Below are 22,906 nucleotides of genomic sequence, written 5' to 3' on the forward strand. Positions count from 1 at the left end.
CTTAAGCCGAGAAGGTTTTTTTGAACTCTTCGATTGCTGCTTTCAGGCGGCCTTCGATATCAGCGTCAATCACTTCACGAGCCTTCAGGTCGGCAAGGATGTCGGCCTTGGCGTTGCGCAGGAACTCAATGTATGCGCTTTCAAACTTACGAATGTCGGCAACCGGCACGTCGTCCATAAAGCCGCGGGTAGCAGCGTACATGGAAGCGACCTGCTCGCTGAACGGCATGGGCTGGTACTGGGGCTGCTTGAGCAGTTCAACCAGGCGTGCACCACGGTTCAGTTTTGCCTGAGTGGCCTTGTCAAGGTCGGAGCCGAACTGCGCAAAGGCAGCCAGTTCGCGGTACTGGGCAAGGTCAAGACGCATGGTACCTGCAACCTGCTTCATAGCCTTGATCTGTGCAGCGCCACCCACTCGGGAAACGGACAGACCAACGTTAATTGCGGGACGCACACCAGCGTTGAACAGGTTGGGTTCCAGATACACCTGACCGTCAGTAATGGAGATAACGTTGGTCGGGATGTATGCGGAAACGTCGCCAGCCTGGGTTTCGATGATGGGCAGCGCGGTCAGGGAACCGGCGCCGAGGCTGTCGTTAACCTTAGCGGAGCGTTCCAGCAGGCGGGAGTGCAGGTAGAAAACGTCGCCGGGGAATGCTTCACGGCCGGGAGGACGACGAAGCAGCAGGGACATCTGACGATATGCGGTAGCCTGCTTGGAAAGGTCATCATAGATGATCAGAGCATGCTGGCCGTTATCGCGGTAGTATTCAGCCATGGTGCAGCCGGAGTAAGCAGCGATGAACTGCAGCGGTGCAGGCTCGGAAGCGGTAGCGGAGATAATCGTGGTGTAAGACATGGCGCCGTACTTCTTCAGAGTGTCGGCAACCAGAGCAACGGTGGACTTTTTCTGGCCGATAGCCACGTAGAAGCACTTGATGCCGGTTTCCTTCTGAGCAAGGATAGCGTCGATGCAAACTGCGGTCTTGCCGACCTGACGGTCGCCGATGATCAGTTCGCGCTGTCCACGACCGATGGGGGTCATGGCGTCGATAGCCTTGATGCCGGTAGGCATGGGCTGATGAACGGACTTACGTGCGATGATGCCGGGAGCCTTGAGTTCCACGGGACGGATGTCCTTGGATTCAACAGGACCCAGACCGTCAATGGGCTGACCCAAGGGGTCGAGAACGCGACCGATAACGGCATCACCAACGGGAACGGAGAAGATCTGACCGGTACGCTTTACCGGGTCGCCTTCCTTAATGCCAGTGTCAGAACCGAGAAGAGCGACACCCACGTTGTCTTCTTCCAGGTTGAGAACCATGCCCTTGAGGCCGCCGGGGAACTCAAGAAGTTCCATGGCCATGGCATTACGTACACCGTAAACACGAGCGATACCGTCACCAACGGAGAGTACGGTACCAGTTTCGCTCATTTCGACGCGCTGTTCGTAATTCTCGATCTGGCTTTCAATGATTTTGGAGATTTCTTCTGCTTTAATCTGCATGGCCCTACTCACCCCTCTTGATGTTTTCTTTCAAGATTCCCAGCTGAGCGCGGAGGCTCGCGTCAAGCACCTGGTCGCCGATCTTCAGCAGAACGCCACCAAGGATGCCCTTGTTAACGCTGAAGTCCAGGATGAGCTTCTGGTTGGCTTGTTTTTCCAGCTGGGTTTTTACCTCGTCGCGCTTTGCCTTGGGGAGTTCCACTGCGGTGACGAGCTCGCCGCGTACAACTCCCTGCTCAGCGTCGAGCAGAATGTTGTAGAACGCCTGAATGTCAGGAATCAGAGCAAGACGACCTTTTTCCGCGAGCAGGAAGCAGAAGTTGCGGACGGTCGTGCTAGCTTTGACGTTTTCGAGAACCTTTTCGATGACCGCGTGCTTTTCTTCCTGAGAGAAGATCGGGTTGCGGAACACCTTGCCAAGTTCAGGCGTGCTTTCAATGGCCTTCGCCAGGGAGGCAAGTTCCTGTCCGAAGGAATCAAGTTCCTTCGCACCGGCTTTCTTACCGATGGAGAAGAGTGCCCTGGCGTATCTGCGTGCTACGATATTGCCGGTCAATTGAGCACCACCTTCGTTAAGTATTTATCGATGAGCTTTTCGTGATCCTCGACAGTCAGCTTTTCCGCGAGCATCTTCTCGGCGGCACTGACAACGAGTTCGGCCATTTCAGCACGCATCTGCTCAACGGCCTGCTTCACTTCTGTCTCAGCGGTCTTGGTGGCCTGTGCCGTAATCTGGGAAGCGGTCTGTTCAGCCTTCGCAATGATGGCATCCTTGATACGCTCACCCTGAGCACGGTACTCAGCGATAATTTCCTTACGCTCGGCCTCGATGTTGGCAATACGCTGCTCGACATCGGCAAGGCTCTTGCGAGCCTGGGTCTTGCGGGTTTCAAGGTCCGCAAGTTCCTGCTCAATGCCAGTGCGGCGACCGGAGAAGAAGCCCACGATCTTCTTGCCAGCCTTAAACCAGATGACCCCTACCACCACGGCAAAGGTGACGACGCGGGCTGCAAAGTTACCCCAAGGCAACTCGTGGCCACCCGCGGCCTCGGATGCGAAGGCAACAGCCACTGAGAACAGTGTAAGCGCCAATGCACCGGTTAGAATTCTAAGCCCTTTCAAAGCGAACCCTCCTTCAACGCTTGCGCGTGGTTATCCGAGCACTTTGGCCGTGGCTTTACCAGCAAGGGCGCCCACTTGGCCCTTGAGAGTCTCCATAGCCTTGGCGACGTCGGCGGCCACTTTTTCCCGAGAAGCGGAAATTACAGCCTGCGCCTCCTGGTTGGCTTTGGCGAGGATGTCAGCTTCCTGGACGAGTGCCGCTTCCTTTACCTTTTCACGCTCAGCGGTGGCGTTCTTGCGTGCTTCGGTAAGGGCAGCCTCATAGTTCTTGAGTTTCGCTTCCGCAGAACCAACAAACTGTTCAGCATCGCCCAGCAGACCCGACATCTTATCCTGCCGTTGTTTGATGATCTCCCGAATCGGACGAAACAGGAGAGCGTTCAAGCCAACCAGCACGATGAGGAAGTTCACCAATTGGATAAGCAATGTAATATCCAGATTGATCATGCCTGCTCCCTTAGTGAGGTTGTGAATTTAAGCTCAAAGTGGTTCCCGAATTAGCTGATTCATAGTGTTGTGTCAAAACCTTTTTTAAAAAAAGCTGGTTACTGTGCACTCAATCAACTCCGGATATCTCGCTGTTATCATTTTGGATACAAAAAAAGCCTCCCATATCGGGAGGCTATTTTTTGTATCCATCTTCATTTGCGGAACTATTTCGTTTCCTGATCAGAATCGTCGTCACCGGATGCTGAAGGAACGGTCTGCATGGCTATGCGGCCTTCCAGTTTTGCGCCTTCTTCAACCATAAGGACGGGAGAATGCAGACTGCCCACAAGGTTGGCAGTGCGATGCAGCACGGCCTTCTTGGTGGCGATTATCTCGCCCTGTATATGACCGGACAAGACGAGCTGCCCGACACGCACCTGCCCTTCGACTCGAGCGTCCTTGCCTATAATGAGGGTTCCCTCGGAATGCACTTCGCCGTTGAAAACGCCGTCTATGCGCACCGAGCCCTGGAAATTCAACTTGCCCTGATACACGGTTCCGGAACCGAGAAAGGCATTGATTTCATCTCTGGCCATTGGTCGCTCCTTATTTGTGACAGAAGAATACAAACAAAATTCAACTACCCGCCAGCACGGGTCAGTTAGTTTTAAAGACAAACCGCCTCATGGAAACGTTCAATACCAAACCGATGAGGCAGAAGTTAACCAAAGTGGCGCTACCACCATAACTGATAAAGGGCAAGGGTATGCCGACAACCGGCATGAGCCCCATGACCATGCCCATGTTGATCAGAAACTGCCAGAAGAAATAGAAGAACACGCCTGCGGAGAGAAAAGAGCCGAACCGGTCCTTCGCATCTCTTGCCGTATTGAAGATGGCGAGCAGAAACAGACAGAAAAGCACGAGCAGGATAAGACACCCCACAAAGCCCCACTCTTCCCCGAACACGGCAAAGGCGAAGTCGGTATGCTTTTCAGGCAGGAACCGCAACTGCGACTGTGTGCCTTCCATGAAGCCCTTGCCCCACATTTCTCCCGAACCGATGGCTATCTGCGATTGTATGATATGGTACCCCGACCCCAGAGGATCATCGCCGGGATTGAGGAATGTGAGCACACGCTGCTTCTGATATTCCTTCATGAACATCCAGCCCAAGGGCAGGCAGGCGGGCCCCGCAATCAGGCAGGTTCTGAATACCCCCTTGCTCAGTCCGCGGAACAGGATGATACCACCCACGTTGAGCAGCATGTTCAGCGTGGTGCCAAGGTCCGGCTGCTTGAGAATGAACACGGCCGGAATAAGGCATATGCCCACGACCTTGATGAATTCTCCCCAGCCGAGAGGATGCGAATTACGGGCCAGCAGCTTTGCCGCCATGAGAATGGCCGCGATCTTGGCAATCTCACTGGGCTGGAGATTGAAAAATCCGAGCGAGATCCAACGCTTTGCGCCGTAGATGGTTTTACCCGCCACAGGCACCATGGCGAGCAGCACCACGGTAAGGATGAACATGGGCCACGCAAGACTGCGCCAGTGCCGATAGTCGAGCACCATGGCAAGCAGCATGCCCCCGAGACCCACACCGCCCCAGAGAAGCTGCTTCTGATAGAAGGAGCTCATGGCGATGCCCTCTTCCGACATGAAGGCGCTGGCGGAATAGAGATTGAGCACGCCCACACAGAACAGGATGAACGTCATGAGGACGAGTCCCCAGTTCATATGGGTGAGCAGTCGTCTGTCTATGGCCATTATTCATGCTCCTCGGCAAACAGGTGGTCGAAGACCTTTTTCACGATGGGGCCCGCTGCCGAGCCGCCGTGTCCGCCATGCTCAAGCATGCAGACAACAACATACCGTTTGCCGCCTTTGCTGCCCCATGCAGCCATCCATGCGTGGTCCCGTTCCCAATATTCCATTTCTTCAAATTTCTGGCGCTCGTTGTTGGCCTTCAGCTTCAGCTTGACCACCTGCGCCGTACCGGTTTTTCCGCCGATATCGGCACCGGGCGTACGCAGACGCTTTGCCGTGCCGCGCGGGTCTTCAACGGTTCTGCGCATGGCGTCCAGCAGATACAGGCGCTGGGCCTCGTTCAACGGAATGCTCCTGCGCACCACAGGCTCACTGTCTGCCAGCAGGCTGGGCTGCATAAGCTTTCCGTCGTTCATGAGCGCGCCGAGGAAACAGGCCACCTGAACTGGTGTTACCAGCGTAAAGCCCTGTCCGATGGCGGTAATGACGGTTTCACCACGCTGCCAGGCTTCGCCGAAACGTTTGCGCTTCCAGTCGCGGGAAGGGACAAGGCCGGAACGTTCATGGGGCAAGCCGAGACCGGTCTGTTCACCAAACCCGTTGGCCTTGGCAAACGCTTCCATCTTGTCCACGCCGATCTTGTTCAGCATTTCATAATAATAGACGTCGCAGGATTCGATCAGCGAGCGGGCCATATCGACCTTGCCATGCCCATGCTTTTTCCAGCAGCGGAACAAGGTTTTGCCCAGATAAAATTCCCCGTTGCAGAAGACTGTTTCGCGCGGGTCTATCCCTTCCTTGAGCAGCAAACCGGCCATGAGAATCTTCCACACCGATCCGGGAGGATACACAGACTGGATGACACGGTTCTGCAAAGGGAAATAGGGGTTGTCGCGCAGTTCACTCCACTGCTTGTTGGAAAGCCCTGCGGCAAAGGCGTTGTTGTCGAAACTGGGCTGCGTTACCAGCGCAACCAGCTTGCCGGTGTCAGGGTCCATGACCACAAGACCGCCGGCCTGATCCTCGAAGGCTTCCGAGGCAATGCGCTGCAGCTCAAAATCCAGAGATAACAGAATGGAATCGCCCGCCATGGGTTCCTGCACCATTTTGCGGTTCAGCTCACGGCCCATGACATCCACTTCCAGCTGCTGCAGGCCCTTGTTGCCCCGCAACCTGTTTTCAAGCACCAGCTCAAGCCCCTGCTTGCCCACGGCATCGCCGAGCGCAAGATCGGAATTCTCTTCCAGTTCCTTTTCGTTGGCTTCCGCCACATACCCGAGCACATGGGCAAAGAGCGGCCCCTGCAGATAGAACCGCCTCGGCCGTATGACTATTTCCAGCCCCGGCCAGAGCATGCGGTTGGATTCGATCTGTGCAAGCAGGTCAAAGGGCACATCAGAAACAAGCACCAGCGGCTGGAAGGGTTTGACCCTCGGCTTGTCCTTGAAATACTTGGCCCAGAGAGTCTCTTCGGGGATGCCGGTCCAGTGGCTCACCTGAGCAATGGTAGAGGCGATGTCCTTGCAGTCTTCACGGACCAGCCCGAGGGCATAGGCGGGACGGTTCTCGGCAAGCAACTCGCCCCCGCTTGCACGCAGAAGTCCGCGGGGAGCATCGATACGCTCCTGACGCAGCCTGTTTTCACGGGCCAGACGGGCAAACTCGTCTCCCTTGTGTATCTGCAGGAACCAGAATCTGAGGAAAAAAACAAAGAACAGCAGGAGAACCAGCCCCTGCAGCAACAGCAACCCGCCTCGCGGTGGTTGATAGCCTTCCGGATCAAGCTGCATTGACATTACGCAACTCTCTTTCGCGCAGACGGAACACCACAAACCACACCAGAGGAATAATCACGGCATTGAGACAGCCATCGCTCACCAGACGCGGCAGCAGAATGGCAACGTCCTGCAGATGCCGCATGGTAATGCCTATGACCACATGTCCTGCCCCCATGGCAGCGGAAAGGATGAGGATGAACACGATATTCTCTGCTTCAAACAGGCTGCGACCCAGATAAAAGAGAAGACAGGCCATTGCGTACCACAGGAGACCGGGACCGAAAGCAAGCAGACCGGCCCCCTCCTGTATCAGGGTAAACAGCAGCATGAGCCAGATGGTCTGGGCCTTGTTCCCTTCCTGCATGGAACACAGCAGGCCGGGCAACAGAAAATCGACTCCGGGCACAAGATACATGGCCCATACGCCGCATACCGAATATACGGTCCACCAGATCAGCGAGCGAAAGAGCGAAGGCTGAGAACCCTGCATTATCGCCGCATCCTTTTTCGGGACACCACGGAGAAACCGCTACTGCTTCTGGGCATCGTCTTCCTGTTGCGTATCAAGAGACTGCTGGTCAAAGGCTTCCACATCACCAGTGTTGCCGATCAGCAGAACCTCTTCAAGATTGTCCAGATTGGCAAGGGGCTCGGCCATTACCTTCTGGAACAGGGATATATCGGAATATTCAATGGATACAATGCGTGCAACGGGCAGCCCCTTGGGAAAGGCTCCTGCCTGCCCTGAAGTGACAAGCAGTTCGCCAACTCCAAGCGGCGCGTTAAGCGCAACGTAACGCATCTCAAGCTGACTTCTGGGTCCGAGTCCCACCACGATGCCGGGGGTTCTGTTGTCCTGACTGACCACAGCAATACGGCTGTTCGGGTCGGTCAGCAGCAGAACGGACGAGGTGTATGGTCCCGCGCGGAAAACGCGGCCCACCACCCCCTCGTGTGTCACCACCGGGGTTCGGACGCCAGATCCCTTGAGATAGCCTTTATCCAGCAGGATTGATTCAAGCTCTGCCTGCACGCCCAGCCGGTGCGCGATAACGCGCGCCCCGATCCGCTCCCAACCGGCGGGAGCGGAAACGGACAGCAGGGACCGCAGACGAAGAACTTCCGCCTTGTCTTCATTCGCTTCGGCAAGGGAAAACATGGCCTCCTTGAGTTGCGCTTCAAGCTCGTCGTTACGTTTGCGCACACTCACAAGGTCAATATAATGATCCCAGAACTCCACCACCTGATCTCTGACCCACTTGCCCGGCTTGAGCACCGCACCGGTAAATTCCAGTCCGGTGTGTGTGGCAAGCTTGTCCACATACCCGGTACGCAGGTTCCATGTGAACAGGGTCAGATACAGGCACAAAGCCAGTACCAGCAAAATGAAAAGACGCTTTGAAAAGGAAGCGTTAATCGACCGCTACCTCCTTGAGAATATCCAGATTGTCCAGCGCCTTGCCGGTGCCGATAACAACGGTGGAGAGCGGATCGTCCACAACGGTTATGGGCAGCGAGGTTTCCTCGCGCAGCAACTGGTCCAATCCCTTCAGGAGTCCGCCGCCGCCGGTCAGCACGATACCCCTGTCCACGATATCCGCCGCAAGTTCCGGAGGCGTCTGTTCCAGTGCAATGCGCACGGCCTGCACGATGGAATCCACCTGTTCGGAGATTGCCTTGCGGACTTCTTCGGAAGTAATGATGATGTTTTGAGGAATACCCGTCACAAGGTCGCGGCCCTTCACTTCCAGAGTTTCCTCGGGGTCCATGGGATAGGCGGATGCGATCTTGATCTTGATTTCTTCTGCGGTGGATTCACCGATGAGCATGTTGTACTTGCGCTTAACGTGCGTCATGATGGCTTCATCCATCTTGTCGCCGCCCACACGCACGGACTTGGAATACACCACGCCGGAGAGCGAGATGACTGCCACTTCCGTGGTGCCGCCGCCGATGTCTACCACCATGTTGGAGGTAGGCTCCTGAATGGGCAGGTTGGCGCCGATGGCAGCTGCCATGGGTTCTTCAATAAGATATACTTCACGCGCGCCGGCGCTCTGGGCAGATTCCTTTACCGCACGCTTTTCCACCTGCGTAATGCCGGTAGGCACACAGATGATGATTCGCGGATGCACGATACGGTTATTGTGCACCTTGCGGATAAAGTGGCGCAACATGGCTTCGGTTATTTCAAAATCGGCGATAACCCCGTCCTTCATGGGCCGGATGGCCTGAATGTTACCGGGGGTACGGCCGAGCATGCGCTTGGCGTCATGTCCGACAGCAAGGACAACGGTGTTGCCTCGGGCATCCTTCTTCACCGCCACGACGGAGGGTTCACGCAGAACAATCCCCTGCCCCTTCACGTAGACGCAGGTGTTGGCGGTTCCCAGGTCAATAGCCAGGTCGTTGGAAAACATCCCAAGAAAAAAATCCAGTATCTTTGCCATATTCTCTCGCTTGCTTCGTTCAAAAGGAATGGGTATCAGGACAGAGTACCATCACTCACCACAGACACCCGAAATTGTAACCCAGTACCGGCATGAATAGATACCACCAATTGTCCGTCTACTTCCGACACCGTTTTCGTCAGCGGGTGCAAAAAATACCGCTCGATGCCGGTTTCACGTGCCCCAATCGGGACGGTTCCCTCTCCACCCGCGGGTGCATCTTCTGCAACCCGCGAGGGTCCGGTTCCGGAATGGGCCTGCAAGGCACAACCCTTCAGGACCAATGGGCTTTTTGGCGCGAGCGGTATAGCCGCTCGCTGGGTCCCGCGACCTTCATAGCCTATTTGCAATCATTTTCCAACACATATGGGCCCCTCGAAAAACTCGAAAAAACCCTCGCGGAAATCGAAGCCTTACCTGATTTGGCAGGATTGTCCATAGGGACCAGACCCGATTGTGTGGACGAGGAACGACTCGACCTCATCGCACGCACCGCAACGGCTCCCTCCATACGCGAGGTATGGCTCGAACTGGGCCTGCAATCCGCGCAGGACAAAACCCTGGAACGCATCAACCGGGGGCACGACTTTGCCTGTTTCGAACGCGCCGTCCGAATGGCCCATGCCCGCGGGCTGAAAACATGCGTTCACGTCATCGCCGGGCTGCCCGGCGAATCAACAGATGACTTCCTGCACACCATAGACAGGGTCAACGCCCTGCCGGTGCAGGGAATCAAGTTCCACAGCCTCTATGTGGCCGAGCACACCCCGCTGGCCGAAGAATGGCGGCAAGGCGGCTACACCCCATTGAACGAGGATGTATATATTGATACCGTGGTGCGGGCCATTCCCCGTCTGCGTCCTGAAATTGTCATCCAGCGACTGACAGGGGACCCTTCGGAAGGTGAACTGCTTGCTCCGGTCTGGCCGTCGACCAAAACCGGCATTCTTGCCGCCATTGCCACGGGGCTGCAAAACAGCAATACATGGCAGGGCAAGGCGCTGGGCACCCCCGGCACCGGCAACGAACGCCCCCCCCTGTGGTTCACCCTGCGCCGCAACCTGCCGGTTGCACTGCAGAAGGAATGGGAACGGGAGTATCGCGCCATTGCCCCGGAACTGGATTTTGACATCACGGAGCCGCTCGTATGAAGACGTATACCATGACCACGGACAACATGCTCGTAGAATCCATTTCGGCGGGGCGGCTACGCCTTACGCTGAATTGGGTCGGACAGCAACTGGCTGAAGCGGCAATTTCATGGAAAGATGAAAAGAGGCAGGACACCCCTGAAAACGAATTGACTGCCACCGGCAAAGTTCTGCTCGCAAAGCTGAAGGAGTATGTGGCGGGCCGCCCTGTCACATGGCCGGACATGCCCCTTGCCATGCAGCGATGCACGCCGTTTACGCAGGAGGTGCTCACCCGACTGATGTCTGTACCCGCCGGCACGACAGTGACCTACGGCGAGCTTGCCGCCATGGCCGGACGTCCCGGCGCGGCACGCGGCGTGGGTCAGATAATGCGTCGCAACCACTGGCCGCTCATCGTTCCCTGCCACAGGGTCATAGGTTCCGGCGGAACCATGACAGGATTTTCCGGCGCAGGGGGCATTCCCCTGAAAGAATACCTGCTGCACCTTGAAGGATATCTGTAAATTAACGCCCGCCGCCTTGTGACTGCGGGCGTTTTTCAAACTGCTGACAACGTCATTTCCGGTATTTTTGGCTCCGCCGGGCAGGAACCTAGCGTTCCTGCACCTCGTATACGCGATGAAAATCCGTTTCAGGACCTCAGTTCCGGCTTAACGGGAATGTGGCTTTGTTGAAAACGAAGGTTTGTCAGTAACCTGAAAAAAGCCCGCAGTCTCAAGACTGCGGGCTTTTTTTACATACGTTCCGAAAACGCTAGGTATGCTTCTCAATCTAGGTATGCTTCTCAATGGTGGCAAAGGCACTGTGGTTGTGGATGGATTCGTAGCTCTCCACCTCCACGCGGAACCAGCTCACCTGCGGATGCGCTTCCAGCTTCTGCGCCACGCTGCGCACCACGTCTTCCACAAAGGTGGGGGAGGCAAACGCGGCTTCGGTGACGAACTTCTCGTCCTCGCGCTTGAGCAGGGAATAAACAGGCGAAGAGGCAGACGCCTCGGCAATTTCGATGAACTCCTCAATCCACGCAAACCCGCGCATGCGCACCTGCATACGCACAAGGGCGCGCTGGCTGTGCGCACCTTCGTCGGATATGGCCTTGGAACAGGGGCATACGGTCATGACCGGCACGTCCACTTCCAGCAGAAAGGAGGGCTTGTCGCCCTTCAGTTCACCGGTAAGCTGGCATTTATAGTTCATCAGGCCGCCGCGGCCGCTGGCCGGAGCCTTCTTGTTCAGGAAATAGGGGAAACGGAACATCGCATACGCCTTGCGCGCATGCAGACGGTCCTTGATGTCCAGCAGCAGATTACGCATGCTGTCGTAATCAAGCTCTTCCGCCCATCCTTCCAGCGCCTCCACAAAGCGGCTCATATGCGTGCCCTTGAACTCGGCAGGCAGGTCCACCCCGATATCTACGCGCGCCACGGTATGCTGCGCACCCCGTGCACGGTCGCGGATGACAATGGGCAGGCGCAGGTCGCGGACGCCCACACGGTCAATAGCCATAGCCACCTGAGCGGGGCTCATCTGTACGTCTTCCATGAAATTAGACAAGGTCCTGTCCTGTTGTCGCCAAGGTGAGCTTGCCGTGCTTCACGCCCTTGGTGGAAACGAGCTTCTGGGCGAGGGTGCGCACCTCGTTGCCGTCTCCCTTGAGCAGCAGCACTTCAAGGCAGTTGTAATGGTCCAGATGCACGTGCAGCGAGGTGATTATCACGTCATGATGATCGTGCTGAATCTCGACGAGCTTCTGGGAAAGATCGCTCTTGTGGTGGTCGTACACCAGCGTGAGGGTTCCCGCGATTTCGCGGGTATCGTCCTTCCACTCCTCTTCCACCAGCGTATTGCGGATAAGGTCGCGGATGGCTTCCGAACGGGTCTGATAGCAACGCTGTTCACACAGCTTATCGAATTTCTCCAGCAGATCGGAGTCGAGTGACACACCGAATCGGATGGTCTGGCCCATAGAGTCTCCTGTAGAGTTACTCGTTATGAAAGGCGGCATTTCCTGAAATATTCTGTCCGGCAGAAAACGCCGGATCGCGCGCACTCTCCTGTGCAGTGACAATACGCATGGTCACCGCGCGGATCGTAGCACAAAAAACTGCTGCGCATCAACGGCGCAGCTCCCACAGGCTCACGGTAACCGCCGCGGGCTGTTCGTACAGGGCCTGCGTCTGTTCCATGGAGAGCCTGTGCGCCTTCCAGCCACGCCGGTCCAGCTGTTCGAGGAAATACATGTACACATTTCTGTTCGGTTCCGCCACCCATGCCACACCATCGGATGCGAGCGCATGCTCCAGAAACGCCAGCACAGGTTCCACAAAACGGCGCTCATACATGATGTCGCCGCCCCATACATATGCAAAGGCGTGCATGGCCACGGCAGGGTATCGCCAGTCCATGACTGTCCAGAGAGGAGAGGGAACATCGTTGATGAGCGCGTTGCGCGCGGCAAACCGCAGCGCCTGCGGTTCGTAGTCCATGGCGACCATATCAGCGCCCAGCCATGCGCCGACCAGCGCGGTAAGGCCAAGCCCGCACCCCATATCCAGACAACGCTTTCCGGCGAGCTCACCACGGCGGACATACAGCCATTCAGCAAGCACCATGCTGGAAGGCCACAGCTCGGTCCAGTACGGAAGGCGTTCGTCATCACCGAACTCGTCATCGCCCATGGATTCCCACAACGATTCCAGATCGGCGGCCCGTTCGAGCCTCCAGTGCCTGCCGCACAATTGCAGATCTATCTGCGGGGTATATTCCTTGAGTCCGGTCATAGCACTCCTTACAGCCCTGAGCGGATGCGGCCGAACAAAAAACGTTCATGGCAAGCCGTTAACCGGGCTCTCTGCACCTCTTGCGACGGAGGCAACGAATAGCAGAATAACCGCCCCTGCGTGCGGTGCGACTGCATAGCGCACCTTGCGGGCGCAGTCCACCCTGCATACGCCCTGCAGATTGCCAGCTACAGTAAAGTAGGATACCTCTCGCACGCATCGGCAATATGCGTTCTGCCTTCAGGCAGACCATGCAACAAGAGCGTGGCCGCACGCCTGATAACTCTGCCCTGTACAGGCCAATCTGTTGACAAGCCAGCCTGTTGCATTCAATCTGAAAGGCATGATCCGTTTCATTCGCCCTGCCCCGGCAAGGAACAGGTAAGACTATGACCACACCACTCTCGGGACTGCACAAACAGGTCTGGACTGCAATGCTCGCGGCACTGATTGCCGTGGGAGCCATGGTGCAACTGCCCATCGGCCCCGTGCCGGTTACGCTGCAGACACTGTTCATTGTCCTCGCCGGTCTCATTCTCGGCCCCGTGCGCGGTGCTTCCGCCATGGCGCTCTACATTCTCGCGGGCATAATCGGCCTGCCCGTGTTTGCAGGCGGCAAGGCCGGATTCGCCCATATGCTCGGCCCCACCGGAGGCTATCTTCTCGGCTATGTGGGCACGGCGCTGCTTGCCGGATTCGGTTCATCAGAAGCGGACGCGCCCCCCGGCTTCATCAAGCCCCTGCTGTGGTCGCTGGCAGGACTGGTGTGCGTGTTTGCCGTGGGCCTCGCCCAGCTCATGGCCGTTCTCGACATTTCGTTTGAAAAGGCCGTTGCCATCGGCTTTGCCCCCTTCATCATCGGCGACCTGATCAAGGTCTTTGCAGCCGTATTCGCCTATCGCTACCTCCACAGCCGGAGACTGCTGCCGTCGTGATTGAACTCAACTCCGTCACGTTCTCGTATCCGGGGGCTCCGTCACCTTCGCTGCGCGATATCACCTTTTCCGTTCCGGAAGGAACCCTGCTCTGCCTGTGCGGGGTAAACGGCAGCGGCAAATCCACCCTGCTCTCCCTGCTGGCCGGACTGCACAGCCCGACCGGAGGCACGCTCTCGGTTGCGGGGTTCAGCTCCCCCGGCAGGGAAGACAAGCTGCGCGGACTTTCCGCACTGGTGCTGCAGGATGCCGACCTGCAGATCATAGGCTCCACCGTTGCAGAAGACATGATGCTGGCCTTTCCGCACGGGCTTGCCGGCGCTGAGGAAACAGCCATGGACATGGCAACGCGGTTCGGACTGGCTGACCACTGGCACTCCCCCGTGCAGACCCTTTCGTACGGCCAGAAGCGAAAACTCTGTCTGGCGGTAGCCCTGCTCGGCTCCCCCGGCCTGCTCCTGCTGGACGAGCCCTTTTCCGGACTGGATTATCCCGCCATCCGCGAAATGCGCGCCATTCTCATGCGCAACAAGGAAAGCAAGCTCACGCAGATAATATCCGTGCACGATCTGGAATCCGTCATCGACCTTGCCGACAGCATGGTTGTGCTGCACGCAGGCGGGCAGGTGCGCCACGGCACGCCGGAGACCGTGCTGGACGGCATTGCCGCCTACGGCGTTCGCCCCCCATGCTCATGGCAACGCGGCCGCGGCATAGTGCCCTGGGAATAAGCCGCCGCCCGCCTCACCTTCAAAATCCATAGGTATGCCATGCCCTTCCAACCGATAGAAATGTCTGCATGGAAGAGAAGGTCCTATTTTGAGCACTTTCTCAACACTGTTCCCTGCGGCTACAGTGCGACAACCGATCTGGATATAACCCGCCTCGCAAACGCCCTGAAGACCGGCGGATTCAAGTCCTATCCCGCGCTCATTCATGCCCTGTGCACCATCGTCAACAGGCATGCAGCCTTCCGCACGGCCTTCGGTGCCTCCGGTGAACCGGGAATATGGGACGACATGCACCCCGCCTACACCATATTCAGCGCAAAGCATGAGACATTTTCCAGCATCTGGACCGAATATCATGCTGATTTCACGGTATTTCATGAGCGCTATCTCCACGACTGCGGACGCTTTGCCGACATACCGGAACTCTTTCCCAAACCGGATACGCCGGAAAATGTCTTCCCCATTTCAAGCCTTCCGTGGGTGCCTTTCACTGCCTTCAACCTGAATGTGCAGTCTACGTCTCCCTATCTGCTGCCCATATTCACCTTCGGCAAATTCAGAAAAGACGGGAAGGCCATCACGGTTCCGCTCTCCTCGCAAGTGCACCATGCCGTATGCGACGGCTACCATCTGGGACAATTCCTTCAGGATCTGCAAAACCACCTGAACGAGCCGGAGCACTGGCTGTAATGTACGCAAAAACGCCCCGCAACCTACGGCTGCGGGGCGTTTCAGACTGCTGACAAAGTCATTTCTGGTATTTTTTGGCTCCGCCGGGCAGGAACCTAACGTTCCTGCACCTCGTATAAGCGATGAAAATCCGTTTTTGGACTTCGGTTCCGGCTTAACGGGAATGTGGTTTTACTGAAAACTAGGGTTTGTCATTAACCTGAAGCGCCCCGCTGCCTTACGGCTGCGGAGCGCTTCTCATTACATTGCCATTCGGCTAACTATACGCTTCCTCAAATATCTCCGTCACCACCCGCAGGTTCATCTGGGTGGGGGTCAGGTTATACAGTCCGCCCATGGTCTCCATGGAGTTGGCCGCAAGCGTGGCCATCTCGTCCCTGTGCACGCCATAGTCGGAGAGCTTAAGGTCAGACAGGCCCACATCATGAATCAGTTTTTCCAGCGCTCCCACAAAGGCAAAAGGCTGGTCCTTCGCAGGTATGCTTTCCATCTCCACGCCCATGAAATAGGCAAGGTCCACCATGCGGTCAGGAACATAGCGGGTGAGATAGCGGAAATACGGCACCGAAATCATGACAAGCCCTGCGCCATGAGGAATCTCCGGATGGTAGGCCGACAAGGCATGCTCCATGGAGTGGTGCGAGATACACGACGAGAGCGACTCGCACACACCGGCGGCGGTAGACGCCCACGAAAGCATGGTGCGGGCTTCTATGCGGCTGCCGTCCTGCACCACCTGCGGCAGGAACGAGGTGATAAGGCTCACCGACTGCTGTGCGAGCAGGTCGCTGGTGGGCTGGCGGGCATGGGAAAGATAGGCTTCCACCGCATGGAAAAAAGCATCCATGCCGGTCATGGCCGTCACACGGGGCGGCACGGTCAGCGTCAGACGCGGGTCGACAATGGAAAGCGCGGGATAGGTGGAATCGTTCCCCCAGCCGATTTTCTCCTTTGTCTGCTCGCGGGTGATGACGGTCCACGGGTCGGCCTCAGTCCCGGTTCCCGCAGTGGTGGGAATGGCCACAACGGGCAGTGCCGGTTTGGGTGGCACCTGACGCCCGCCGGTTCCGCTGGGCATGTAGTCCCAGTAGTTGCCGGGGTTGTTGGCCATAAGCGCTATGGCCTTGGCCGAGTCGATGGAACTGCCTCCGCCAAGACCTATAATGAAATCACAACGTTCTTCGCGGGCAAGAGCGGCACCTTCGGTAACGTGCTCAAGCACGGGATTTGCCTGAATCTTGTCGAACACCACGGATTCCGCATCGTTCTGGGCAAGCAGGGTCTGCACGAGCTGCATATAGCCGTGCGTTACCATGGACCCGCCCGCGCTTATGACGAGCAGGGCCTTTTTACCGGGAAGGTAGGTGGTGGTCCCAAGCTCCTTGAGCTTGCCGGGACCAAAAATGATGCGGGTGGGCATATGAAACAGAAAGTTGATCATGAATGCATCTCCTTATGCTGAGCCGAGCGTACGACGGAGAACGGCAAAGGTGAATGATAGGCATGTGTAGCTCCGTTATTATCTCGGAACCCACTGAAATAGAACGGGCGGTTCCCTGCGCGGGAACCGCCCGATTGTGTCTTACGCCTGCAGGAAAGCCGTATACGCCTTGACCGTGGCGTACAGGTCCGCCTTGCTGGCCAGCTCGAAGGGGCTGTGCATGGCAAGGATGGGCGGTCCGAAATCGATGATGTCCATGCCGTATGCCGCCAGATACATGGCAACGGTTCCGCCGCCGCCAAGGTCCACACGGCCTAGCTCGGCCATCTGCCACGGCACACCGGCGGTATTCATCACGCCGCGCAGCCAGCCCACGTATTCGGGATGGGCGTCGTTGGCTTCGTACTTGCCACGGTGCCCTGTGAACTTGCAGAAGCAGGGACCAAAACCGATGGTGGCCGAGTTGAGCTTTTCGTGCAGGTCCTGATAGTCCGGGTCCAGCGCGCCGTGCACGTCTGCGGAAACGGCCTTGGTGTTCAGCATCACATCGCTGAAGCGTGCCGAGGGAGCCCAGGCCTGAATCAGGTCCTCAACGCAGTATTCAAAGAAGCGCGACTTGGCACCGGTGGAGCCTTCGGAACCAATCTCTTCCTTGTCCCACAGCAACACGGTCTGAGTAAATTCGGGCGTATCGCCGGACAGCAGCGATTCCAGCGCGGCAAAGCAGCAGATGCGGTCGTCCTGACCGTAGCCGCCGATAAGGGCGCGATCCAGCCCCACGAAACGGGCGGGACCTGCGGGAACGGCCTGCAGTTCTGCGGAATACAGATCTTCTTCGCGGATATCGTACTTGGCGTTCAACAGTTCCAGCACGCGACGCTTGATTGCGTCCTTGGGTGCGTCCTTGGGTGCGTCCTTGGGTGCGTCCTTTGCAGCTTCCTTGGACGTATCCGCAGCTTCCCCTTCTTCGCCCTTCTTCGCGTCAACGGGGCGATGGCCGAGGATGATGTTCATCTTTTCGGCTTCAAAGGCTTCGGAAAGTACCTGCTTGGCCTGATTCTGTGCAAGGTGGGGCAGAAGGTCCGCAATGGCGAAAACGGGATCGCCCGCATCTTCCCCAATGTTCACCTTCTTCACTTCGCCATCCTGCCGCACGATAACACCGTGCAGCGCGAGCGGGCGGGAGAACCACTGGTGCTTGCGTATGCCGCCGTAGTAATGGGTTTTGGCCTGTCCCACGCCACATGCCTCGTAAAGGGGGCGCTGCTTCAGGTCCACGCGGGGCGTATCCGCATGCGCTCCCACAAGGCGCAGACCCTGCGAAAGAGCACGCCGTCCCTTGCGGGCGATGAAAATGGTCTTGCCCTTGAACACCCGGTACACGAGATCATGCCCGAAATTGGTGGTGTAGCCTGCGCCGCGCAGACGCTCCACCACATAATCGATGGTTTCGCGCTCGGTCTTGCAGGTGGAAAGAAAATCTACGTAACGGTTTGCAAGTTCGTCCATGGCGGCAAGGCTGTCATCGTCGCCGTAGATTTCCCAGCAGCTTTTGGGGGCAAGTTCAAGGGTGTCGCTCATTATGCTGTCTCCTTCCGGCCCGATGGCCTGATGATCTGGTCGCCTGACGGCCTAGTCGCCTGATCGCCTGACGGCCTGGTCGCCTGCCGGAATATGGCTTGTTATCATAGTGTGGCCGGAGCGCGAAGCTCCGATAAAAATCTCTATTTATGCATTCCCTGCCGCAGGGCATCGCAGACCAGCGGAAATTCGGCATCCGTCAGGGTGCGCGGGTCAAGACAGAAGGCATTATCCTCAAGCCGTCCCACCAGAGGCGGATGCGTATCCAGCAGGCGCTGCTTCAGCTCCGTTGCCGAAGCCGCAACAGGCATGATGCGCACCAGCGTTGTGGGCAGGTCGCGTTCGGGGAAGGAACCGCCCCCCACGCGTGAAGCACCCTCATGCAGGGCAACGGTGCACAATTCACCCAGTTCGCGCCGCACTCTGGCTGCCAGCTTTTTCGCCCGCACCTTGAGTTCATCCGCAGAGGCCGTGATCATGGCAAGGGTAGGAATCTCGCGCCGTGCCTTTTCCGGGTCCGCATACAGGCGCAGAGTCGCTTCCAGCGCGGCAAGGGTCATCTTGTCGATACGCAGGGCGCGGTTCATGGGATTCTTCTTGATGCGGTCTATCCACGCCTTGCGGCCTACGATAATGCCCGCCTGCGGCCCCCCCAGCACCTTGTCGCCGGAGAAGGTGACCACATCCGGCCCTGCTCCCACCACCTGCTGCACGGTGGGCTCATCGCCCATACCCATGCCGCTGAAATCGTGGAAGCTGCCGCTGCCGAGGTCTTCCAGCACGGGCAGGCCGCGCTGTTTGCCCAGGGCAACCATCTCTTCCAGCGTCACTTCCTTGTGGAAGCCCACAATGCGGTAGTTGGATGTATGCACGCGCAGCAGTGCGGCGGTCTCTTCGGTAATGGCATTTTCGTAGTCGCGCAGGTGGGTGCGGTTGGTGGCACCCACTTCGCGCAGACGCGCCCCGCTCTTTTCCATGACTTCGGGAATACGGAAGCTGCCGCCGATTTCCACCAGCTGCCCGCGCGAAACAATGACCTCGCGCCCCTTGCACAGTGTATCGAGCACCAGCATGACAGCGGCGGCGTTGTTGTTCACCACAAGCCCAGCTTCGGCTCCGGTCACCTGACAGAGAATACGCTCGACATGGCTGTAGCGGCTGCCGCGTTCGCCGGTAGCAAGATCGAACTCAAGGTTGGAATAATGGGCACAGGCTTCGCGTACCGCTTCCACCGCCGTGTCCGCCAGCAGGGAACGGCCGAGGTTGGTATGCACCACCACGCCCGTGCCGTTGAGAACCCGCCTGAAATGAGGGCGGGACTTGGCCCGCACATATGCGGCCATGCGCGGCAGCAGCGATTCCAGCGACAGCTGCTCGGGCAGCTCATACAGACCGCCGCGAATCTCTTCACGGCAGACATCCAGAAATCCGTTCACATGATCACGCACAATGGCGCGGGGTACGCTGAAGAGGGAATCTTCTCCCCTGACTGCGGGCAGATTCGCAAGGGCGTCCAAGGCCCTGTCTACCGAAGGCAGTGCGCGGAATAGCTGAGACACGGTGCGGCTCCTTTGATGTCTTTTGCTGTCTGCAGAGTTACGGTGCGGTCTTTCCGGCTAGTCCCGTTCCAGACACTTGGGGCGAAGTGTAAAGAACTCGCCCAGTAAATACAAGGAACCGCAGAGCAGAACCACCTCATTTGCTGCATCTTTTTCAGCCGCAGCCTTTTTGGAAAGTCGCAGGGCTTCTCCGAGAGAAACGCAGACTCTGGCCCTGTCGCCGACCAGCGCCTTGAGCTCTTCCGGTGGCATGGCGCGCTCATTGTCCGCAATGGGCGGCAGGAATATCGGGCCGGTGGAAAGCGAAAGCAGCTGCGGAATGATATCATCCAGCGGCTTATCTTTCATGCAGCCGAAAATGATGGCAGCGGGACGGATGTCGAGCGCCTTGAGCGATGCCTTGAGCGCCACGAACGCGTGCCCGTTATGCGCACCGTCCAGAATCAGCGCAGGATGATCGGCCTGTGCCTCCACAGCCTGCATACGGCCCGCTATCCACGCATCGGCAAAGCCGAGTTCCTTCACGTCGTCCCAGTCCATGATGGGCGGCGGGCTCCAGCCATACTTGTCCACCAGCAGCTTGAACGCGCCGAGCGCGAGACAGGCGTTATCCTTCTGGTGCGGCCCCATAAGACCGAAGCGGGGATTTTCCGGCATGGTGATGAGTTCTTCTGCCATGTGCAGCGTGGTGCTCTGCTGTGCCGCCACATCGCGCAGCACGGCCAGAGCGGCTTCGTCCTGCACATTGGTGACTACAGGCACACCTTTGCGGATGGCACCGGCCTTGTCGCGTGCAATATCCTCAATACGGTTACCCAGGATTTGCTGATGGTCAAAGGCAATGGGCGTGTAAACGGTTACGTCCGTCGCCAGCGCGGTGGTGGCGTCGTACAGCCCGCCCAGACCGGCTTCCATGACGGCGAGATCCACTTCGTAGTCGTAGAAGGCAAGCACCGCGAGCACGGTGAGAAATTCGAAATAGGTCAGCGTATCTCCGCCCGCTTCCATAATATCGTTGGCAAGGTCGCACCATTCCTCTTCGTCCAGCATCTGGCCGTTGATGCGCACCCGTTCACGCGGTGTGGTGAAATGCGGCGAGGTGTACAGGCCCGTATTCAGCCCCGTGGACTGCGCCAGAGACGACATGAAGGCAGAGGTGCTGCCCTTGCCGTTGGTGCCGAGCACATGTGCCACCGCATAAGGCGGACGGCGCAGTTCCAGCTCGTCCAGAACCGTGGTGATACGGTCGAGGCTGAGGTCCATATTAAAAAGGCCCAGCTTATCAAGATAGGCCTCAAACGCGTCGTATGTGAGAAAATGATTACGTTCTGTTTCCGTTTCGCTCATGGCTTTGGCGTTAGGGCATGCGGGGGGCGGCGTCAAGCAGGTTTTGCTGACCGCCCCTTGAATCTGTAAGCATACAGGCCTGTTCCTCTTCTGTCATGAGTCTGTCGGAAATTCCCGTGTCACCGGCCTGCATCCGCACAAATCCGCCATTGTATCCCTTGTTCATGATTTTCCGACGTTTTTATGCAACCTATAGCTTGACCCCATCGGCAGTCCTCGTATAAAAGACTGAGCCTCCCGTACGGGAGCAAGGGCCAACGCCCTGCATATACCACGCGCGCCTGTAGCTCAGTCGGATAGAGCATCTGCCTTCTAAGCAGACGGCCGGGGGTTCGAATCCTCCCAGGCGCGCCATGAGAATAAAAGCGGCCAGCTGTAAACAGCTGGCCGCTTTTCCCGTTTTGGATAAAGAATGGATACGGAAAAGAAGGTATTTCGTCAAAAGTGAAGCCACTACCGGACTGGAGCCACTCTTGCTTGTGCTCTCCGCCTGATTTCAGCCTGCTACCCTCCTGCTACCCTATTGCTACCCTATTGCTACCCCTTTATCCCTTGCCGTTTCTCCCGACAAAACCAAAGCACTGCAACACTTTACACAGCCCCGCAACACTCCTACAGTACTTTTTCCTGTCACTGTCGGAGGATTCGGCATGAACGTGCTTGCGGCCATTGCGCCCATATTCGCCCTGATCATCACGGGGTTCGTTCTCAAACGGATGAGCTTTCCTTCGGAAGGCTTCTGGCCGCAGGCTGAGCGGCTCACATATTATGTTCTCTTTCCGGCGTTGCTGTTGGACAAGCTGGCCAACATTCATCCCGGCAATCAGCCGGTATGGAGCATGTCGCTCGCCATGGGGCTTGGCGTGTGCATTATTGCGGGCGGTCTGCTGGCCCTGCGGAGCAAGGTGCAGCCGGATGGTCCGGCCTTCACATCCGTCTTTCAGGGGGCCATGCGCCCCAACACCTATGTGGGACTTTCCGCGGCCAGCGCATTGTTCGGCGATACGGGCGTTTCCCTTTCCGCCGTGGCGTTGATGACGCTTATTCCGCTGGTGAACGTGCTGTGCGTGACCACACTTATACGCTTCGGCGGCAACGGGCATCCGCGCACGGCCACAAAGGCAGGCGGGATATTGTTCACCCTGCGCCAGCTCGCCACCAACCCGCTCATACTGGGCTGCGTTGCCGGATTTACCCTGAACGGGCTGCAGATACAGCTCCCATCATTCATCGGCGAGGCATTACGCATTCTCGGCAGTGCATCCCTTCCCATGGGGCTTCTCTCCGTGGGCGCGGGGCTTTCTTTTGCCGCGCTGGTGCAGGGCAGCAGAGATGTCATCACCAGTTCAGCCTGCAAATTGCTCATTCTGCCCGCCGTAACAGGCATTCTCTGTGTCCTCTTCGGCGTGTCCGGTCCGGCGCTGGGCATCTGCCTGATCTACACTGCTATTCCCGTTTCCGTGTCATCATACATTCTGGCGCGCGTTCTGGGCGGCGACCACGAGCGCATGGCGGCCATCATCACCGCGCAGACCCTGCTCTCCGCCCTGACCATGCCGCTGGTGCTCATGCTCGTGGTCTAACGCGATAATCCCCGATTAAAACTTCAGACTGCTGACAAAGCCATTC

At 57.6% G+C, this 22,906-nt stretch carries 23 protein-coding genes and 1 tRNA gene; 7 read left to right on the top strand and 17 right to left on the bottom strand.

Annotated features, from left to right (window positions below; translation table 11 throughout):
* Window position 1: 1 nt before the first annotated feature.
* The 10 genes from atpA to HUV30_RS01740 form a co-directional block, all read right to left on the bottom strand.
* Window positions 2–1,510 (bottom strand): F0F1 ATP synthase subunit alpha, encoded by a 1,509-nt coding sequence (atpA, locus tag HUV30_RS01695; protein WP_174403664.1) that lies wholly within the window; start codon window positions 1,508–1,510, stop codon window positions 2–4.
* A 4-nt stretch (window positions 1,511–1,514) separates the two neighbouring features.
* Complete coding sequence (atpH, locus tag HUV30_RS01700) at window positions 1,515–2,066, bottom strand: ATP synthase F1 subunit delta (RefSeq protein ID WP_174403665.1); 552 nt, start codon at window positions 2,064–2,066, stop codon at window positions 1,515–1,517.
* A complete protein-coding gene (atpF, locus tag HUV30_RS01705) occupies window positions 2,063–2,632 on the bottom strand; it encodes a F0F1 ATP synthase subunit B (RefSeq protein ID WP_174403666.1) in 570 nt (189 codons plus the stop codon). Before atpF ends, atpH begins: the two co-directional genes overlap by 4 nt.
* 30 nt (window positions 2,633–2,662) lie before the next feature.
* A complete protein-coding gene (locus HUV30_RS01710; RefSeq protein ID WP_174403667.1) occupies window positions 2,663–3,079 on the bottom strand; it encodes a F0F1 ATP synthase subunit B in 417 nt (138 codons plus the stop codon).
* A 206-nt stretch (window positions 3,080–3,285) separates the two neighbouring features.
* A complete protein-coding gene (locus tag HUV30_RS01715; protein ID WP_174403668.1) occupies window positions 3,286–3,657 on the bottom strand; it encodes a bactofilin family protein in 372 nt (123 codons plus the stop codon).
* Between the two features lie 61 nt (window positions 3,658–3,718).
* Window positions 3,719–4,834, bottom strand: coding sequence for a rod shape-determining protein RodA (gene rodA / locus HUV30_RS01720; protein WP_174403940.1), 1,116 nt, complete (start codon window positions 4,832–4,834; stop codon window positions 3,719–3,721).
* The gene (mrdA, locus tag HUV30_RS01725; RefSeq protein ID WP_174403669.1) at window positions 4,831–6,627 is read right to left on the bottom strand and encodes a penicillin-binding protein 2; all 1,797 of its coding nucleotides are present in this window, start codon (window positions 6,625–6,627) and stop codon (window positions 4,831–4,833) included. The genes rodA and mrdA overlap by 4 nt, the downstream gene beginning before the upstream one ends.
* Complete coding sequence (locus HUV30_RS01730) at window positions 6,611–7,099, bottom strand: hypothetical protein (RefSeq protein ID WP_174403670.1); 489 nt, start codon at window positions 7,097–7,099, stop codon at window positions 6,611–6,613. Before HUV30_RS01730 ends, mrdA begins: the two co-directional genes overlap by 17 nt.
* 39 nt (window positions 7,100–7,138) lie before the next feature.
* Window positions 7,139–7,993: a rod shape-determining protein MreC gene (gene mreC / locus HUV30_RS01735; protein WP_174403671.1), complete on the bottom strand. Its 855-nt coding sequence runs from the start codon at window positions 7,991–7,993 to the stop codon at window positions 7,139–7,141.
* A gap of 28 nt (window positions 7,994–8,021) precedes the next feature.
* Complete coding sequence (locus HUV30_RS01740) at window positions 8,022–9,059, bottom strand: rod shape-determining protein (RefSeq protein ID WP_269891801.1); 1,038 nt, start codon at window positions 9,057–9,059, stop codon at window positions 8,022–8,024.
* Window positions 9,060–9,151: 92 nt separating this feature from the next.
* Here HUV30_RS01740 and mnmL point away from each other — a divergent pair, with 92 nt between their 5' ends.
* Together mnmL and HUV30_RS01750 are read left to right on the top strand one after the other, a co-directional pair.
* The gene (gene mnmL, locus HUV30_RS01745) at window positions 9,152–10,210 is read left to right on the top strand and encodes a tRNA modification radical SAM protein MnmL/YtqA (RefSeq protein WP_174403672.1); all 1,059 of its coding nucleotides are present in this window, start codon (window positions 9,152–9,154) and stop codon (window positions 10,208–10,210) included.
* Entirely contained in the window at window positions 10,207–10,716 is a 510-nt protein-coding gene (locus tag HUV30_RS01750; RefSeq protein WP_243452031.1) for a methylated-DNA--[protein]-cysteine S-methyltransferase, read from the top strand. Before mnmL ends, HUV30_RS01750 begins: the two co-directional genes overlap by 4 nt.
* Before the next feature lie 268 nt (window positions 10,717–10,984).
* Here HUV30_RS01750 and folE2 read toward each other — a convergent pair whose 3' ends face one another.
* The 3 genes from folE2 to HUV30_RS01765 all read right to left on the bottom strand — a co-directional run bounded on the left by folE2 (window position 10,985) and on the right by HUV30_RS01765 (window position 12,993).
* A complete protein-coding gene (gene folE2 / locus HUV30_RS01755) occupies window positions 10,985–11,755 on the bottom strand; it encodes a GTP cyclohydrolase FolE2 (RefSeq protein ID WP_174403943.1) in 771 nt (256 codons plus the stop codon).
* A 4-nt stretch (window positions 11,756–11,759) separates the two neighbouring features.
* On the bottom strand, window positions 11,760–12,179 hold the full coding sequence (gene nikR / locus HUV30_RS01760) for a nickel-responsive transcriptional regulator NikR (RefSeq protein WP_174403673.1): 420 nt from the start codon (window positions 12,177–12,179) through the stop codon (window positions 11,760–11,762).
* 148 nt (window positions 12,180–12,327) lie between these two features.
* Window positions 12,328–12,993 (bottom strand): class I SAM-dependent methyltransferase, encoded by a 666-nt coding sequence (locus tag HUV30_RS01765; protein ID WP_174403674.1) that lies wholly within the window; start codon window positions 12,991–12,993, stop codon window positions 12,328–12,330.
* 389 nt (window positions 12,994–13,382) lie between these two features.
* Here HUV30_RS01765 and HUV30_RS01770 point away from each other — a divergent pair, with 389 nt between their 5' ends.
* From HUV30_RS01770 to catA, 3 genes are read left to right on the top strand one after another with little or no spacing between them, the layout of a single operon-like run.
* Entirely contained in the window at window positions 13,383–13,928 is a 546-nt protein-coding gene (locus tag HUV30_RS01770) for a biotin transporter BioY (RefSeq protein ID WP_174403675.1), read from the top strand.
* Window positions 13,925–14,659 (top strand): energy-coupling factor ABC transporter ATP-binding protein, encoded by a 735-nt coding sequence (locus HUV30_RS01775; protein ID WP_174403676.1) that lies wholly within the window; start codon window positions 13,925–13,927, stop codon window positions 14,657–14,659. The genes HUV30_RS01770 and HUV30_RS01775 overlap by 4 nt, the downstream gene beginning before the upstream one ends.
* 39 nt (window positions 14,660–14,698) lie before the next feature.
* The gene (catA, locus tag HUV30_RS01780) at window positions 14,699–15,349 is read left to right on the top strand and encodes a type A chloramphenicol O-acetyltransferase (protein WP_174403677.1); all 651 of its coding nucleotides are present in this window, start codon (window positions 14,699–14,701) and stop codon (window positions 15,347–15,349) included.
* A 256-nt stretch (window positions 15,350–15,605) separates the two neighbouring features.
* Here catA and HUV30_RS01785 read toward each other — a convergent pair whose 3' ends face one another.
* The 4 genes from HUV30_RS01785 to HUV30_RS01800 form a co-directional block, all read right to left on the bottom strand.
* The gene (locus tag HUV30_RS01785) at window positions 15,606–16,790 is read right to left on the bottom strand and encodes an iron-containing alcohol dehydrogenase (RefSeq protein ID WP_174403678.1); all 1,185 of its coding nucleotides are present in this window, start codon (window positions 16,788–16,790) and stop codon (window positions 15,606–15,608) included.
* A gap of 141 nt (window positions 16,791–16,931) precedes the next feature.
* Window positions 16,932–18,371, bottom strand: coding sequence for an aminopeptidase (locus HUV30_RS01790; protein ID WP_174403679.1), 1,440 nt, complete (start codon window positions 18,369–18,371; stop codon window positions 16,932–16,934).
* A gap of 143 nt (window positions 18,372–18,514) precedes the next feature.
* Complete coding sequence (gene selA, locus HUV30_RS01795) at window positions 18,515–19,930, bottom strand: L-seryl-tRNA(Sec) selenium transferase (RefSeq protein ID WP_174403680.1); 1,416 nt, start codon at window positions 19,928–19,930, stop codon at window positions 18,515–18,517.
* Window positions 19,931–19,987: 57 nt separating this feature from the next.
* The gene (locus tag HUV30_RS01800) at window positions 19,988–21,313 is read right to left on the bottom strand and encodes a bifunctional folylpolyglutamate synthase/dihydrofolate synthase (RefSeq protein ID WP_243452032.1); all 1,326 of its coding nucleotides are present in this window, start codon (window positions 21,311–21,313) and stop codon (window positions 19,988–19,990) included.
* Between the two features lie 241 nt (window positions 21,314–21,554).
* Here HUV30_RS01800 and HUV30_RS01805 point away from each other — a divergent pair.
* Both HUV30_RS01805 and HUV30_RS01810 read left to right on the top strand, forming a co-directional pair.
* Window positions 21,555–21,631, top strand: a tRNA-Arg gene (locus HUV30_RS01805).
* Window positions 21,632–21,927: 296 nt separating this feature from the next.
* Complete coding sequence (locus tag HUV30_RS01810) at window positions 21,928–22,860, top strand: AEC family transporter (RefSeq protein WP_174403681.1); 933 nt, start codon at window positions 21,928–21,930, stop codon at window positions 22,858–22,860.
* Window positions 22,861–22,906: the final 46 nt, after the last annotated feature.

It is taken from the genome of Desulfovibrio subterraneus (assembly GCF_013340285.1).
Taxonomy (GTDB): Bacteria; Desulfobacterota; Desulfovibrionia; order Desulfovibrionales; family Desulfovibrionaceae; genus Halodesulfovibrio; species Halodesulfovibrio subterraneus.

Bases quoted from the DNA above. Each gene is read 5' to 3' on its own strand.
- mrdA (WP_174403669.1), bottom strand. From the start codon at position 6,627: ATGTCAATGCAGCTTGATCCGGAAGGCTATCAACCACCGCGAGGCGGG.
- HUV30_RS01790 (WP_174403679.1), bottom strand. From the start codon at position 18,371: ATGAGCGACACCCTTGAACTTGCCCCCAAAAGCTGCTGGGAAATCTAC.
- HUV30_RS01740 (WP_269891801.1), bottom strand. From the start codon at position 9,059: ATGGCAAAGATACTGGATTTTTTTCTTGGGATGTTTTCCAACGACCTG.
- HUV30_RS01765 (WP_174403674.1), bottom strand. From the start codon at position 12,993: ATGACCGGACTCAAGGAATATACCCCGCAGATAGATCTGCAATTGTGC.
- HUV30_RS01785 (WP_174403678.1), bottom strand. From the start codon at position 16,790: ATGATCAACTTTCTGTTTCATATGCCCACCCGCATCATTTTTGGTCCC.
- atpA (WP_174403664.1), bottom strand. From the start codon at position 1,510: ATGCAGATTAAAGCAGAAGAAATCTCCAAAATCATTGAAAGCCAGATC.
- HUV30_RS01715 (WP_174403668.1), bottom strand. From the start codon at position 3,657: ATGGCCAGAGATGAAATCAATGCCTTTCTCGGTTCCGGAACCGTGTAT.
- mnmL (WP_174403672.1), top strand. From the start codon at position 9,152: ATGAATAGATACCACCAATTGTCCGTCTACTTCCGACACCGTTTTCGT.
- catA (WP_174403677.1), top strand. From the start codon at position 14,699: ATGCCCTTCCAACCGATAGAAATGTCTGCATGGAAGAGAAGGTCCTAT.
- HUV30_RS01770 (WP_174403675.1), top strand. From the start codon at position 13,383: ATGACCACACCACTCTCGGGACTGCACAAACAGGTCTGGACTGCAATG.
- HUV30_RS01710 (WP_174403667.1), bottom strand. From the start codon at position 3,079: ATGATCAATCTGGATATTACATTGCTTATCCAATTGGTGAACTTCCTC.
- HUV30_RS01750 (WP_243452031.1), top strand. From the start codon at position 10,207: ATGAAGACGTATACCATGACCACGGACAACATGCTCGTAGAATCCATT.
- folE2 (WP_174403943.1), bottom strand. From the start codon at position 11,755: ATGGAAGACGTACAGATGAGCCCCGCTCAGGTGGCTATGGCTATTGAC.
- nikR (WP_174403673.1), bottom strand. From the start codon at position 12,179: ATGGGCCAGACCATCCGATTCGGTGTGTCACTCGACTCCGATCTGCTG.
- HUV30_RS01730 (WP_174403670.1), bottom strand. From the start codon at position 7,099: ATGCAGGGTTCTCAGCCTTCGCTCTTTCGCTCGCTGATCTGGTGGACC.
- HUV30_RS01810 (WP_174403681.1), top strand. From the start codon at position 21,928: ATGAACGTGCTTGCGGCCATTGCGCCCATATTCGCCCTGATCATCACG.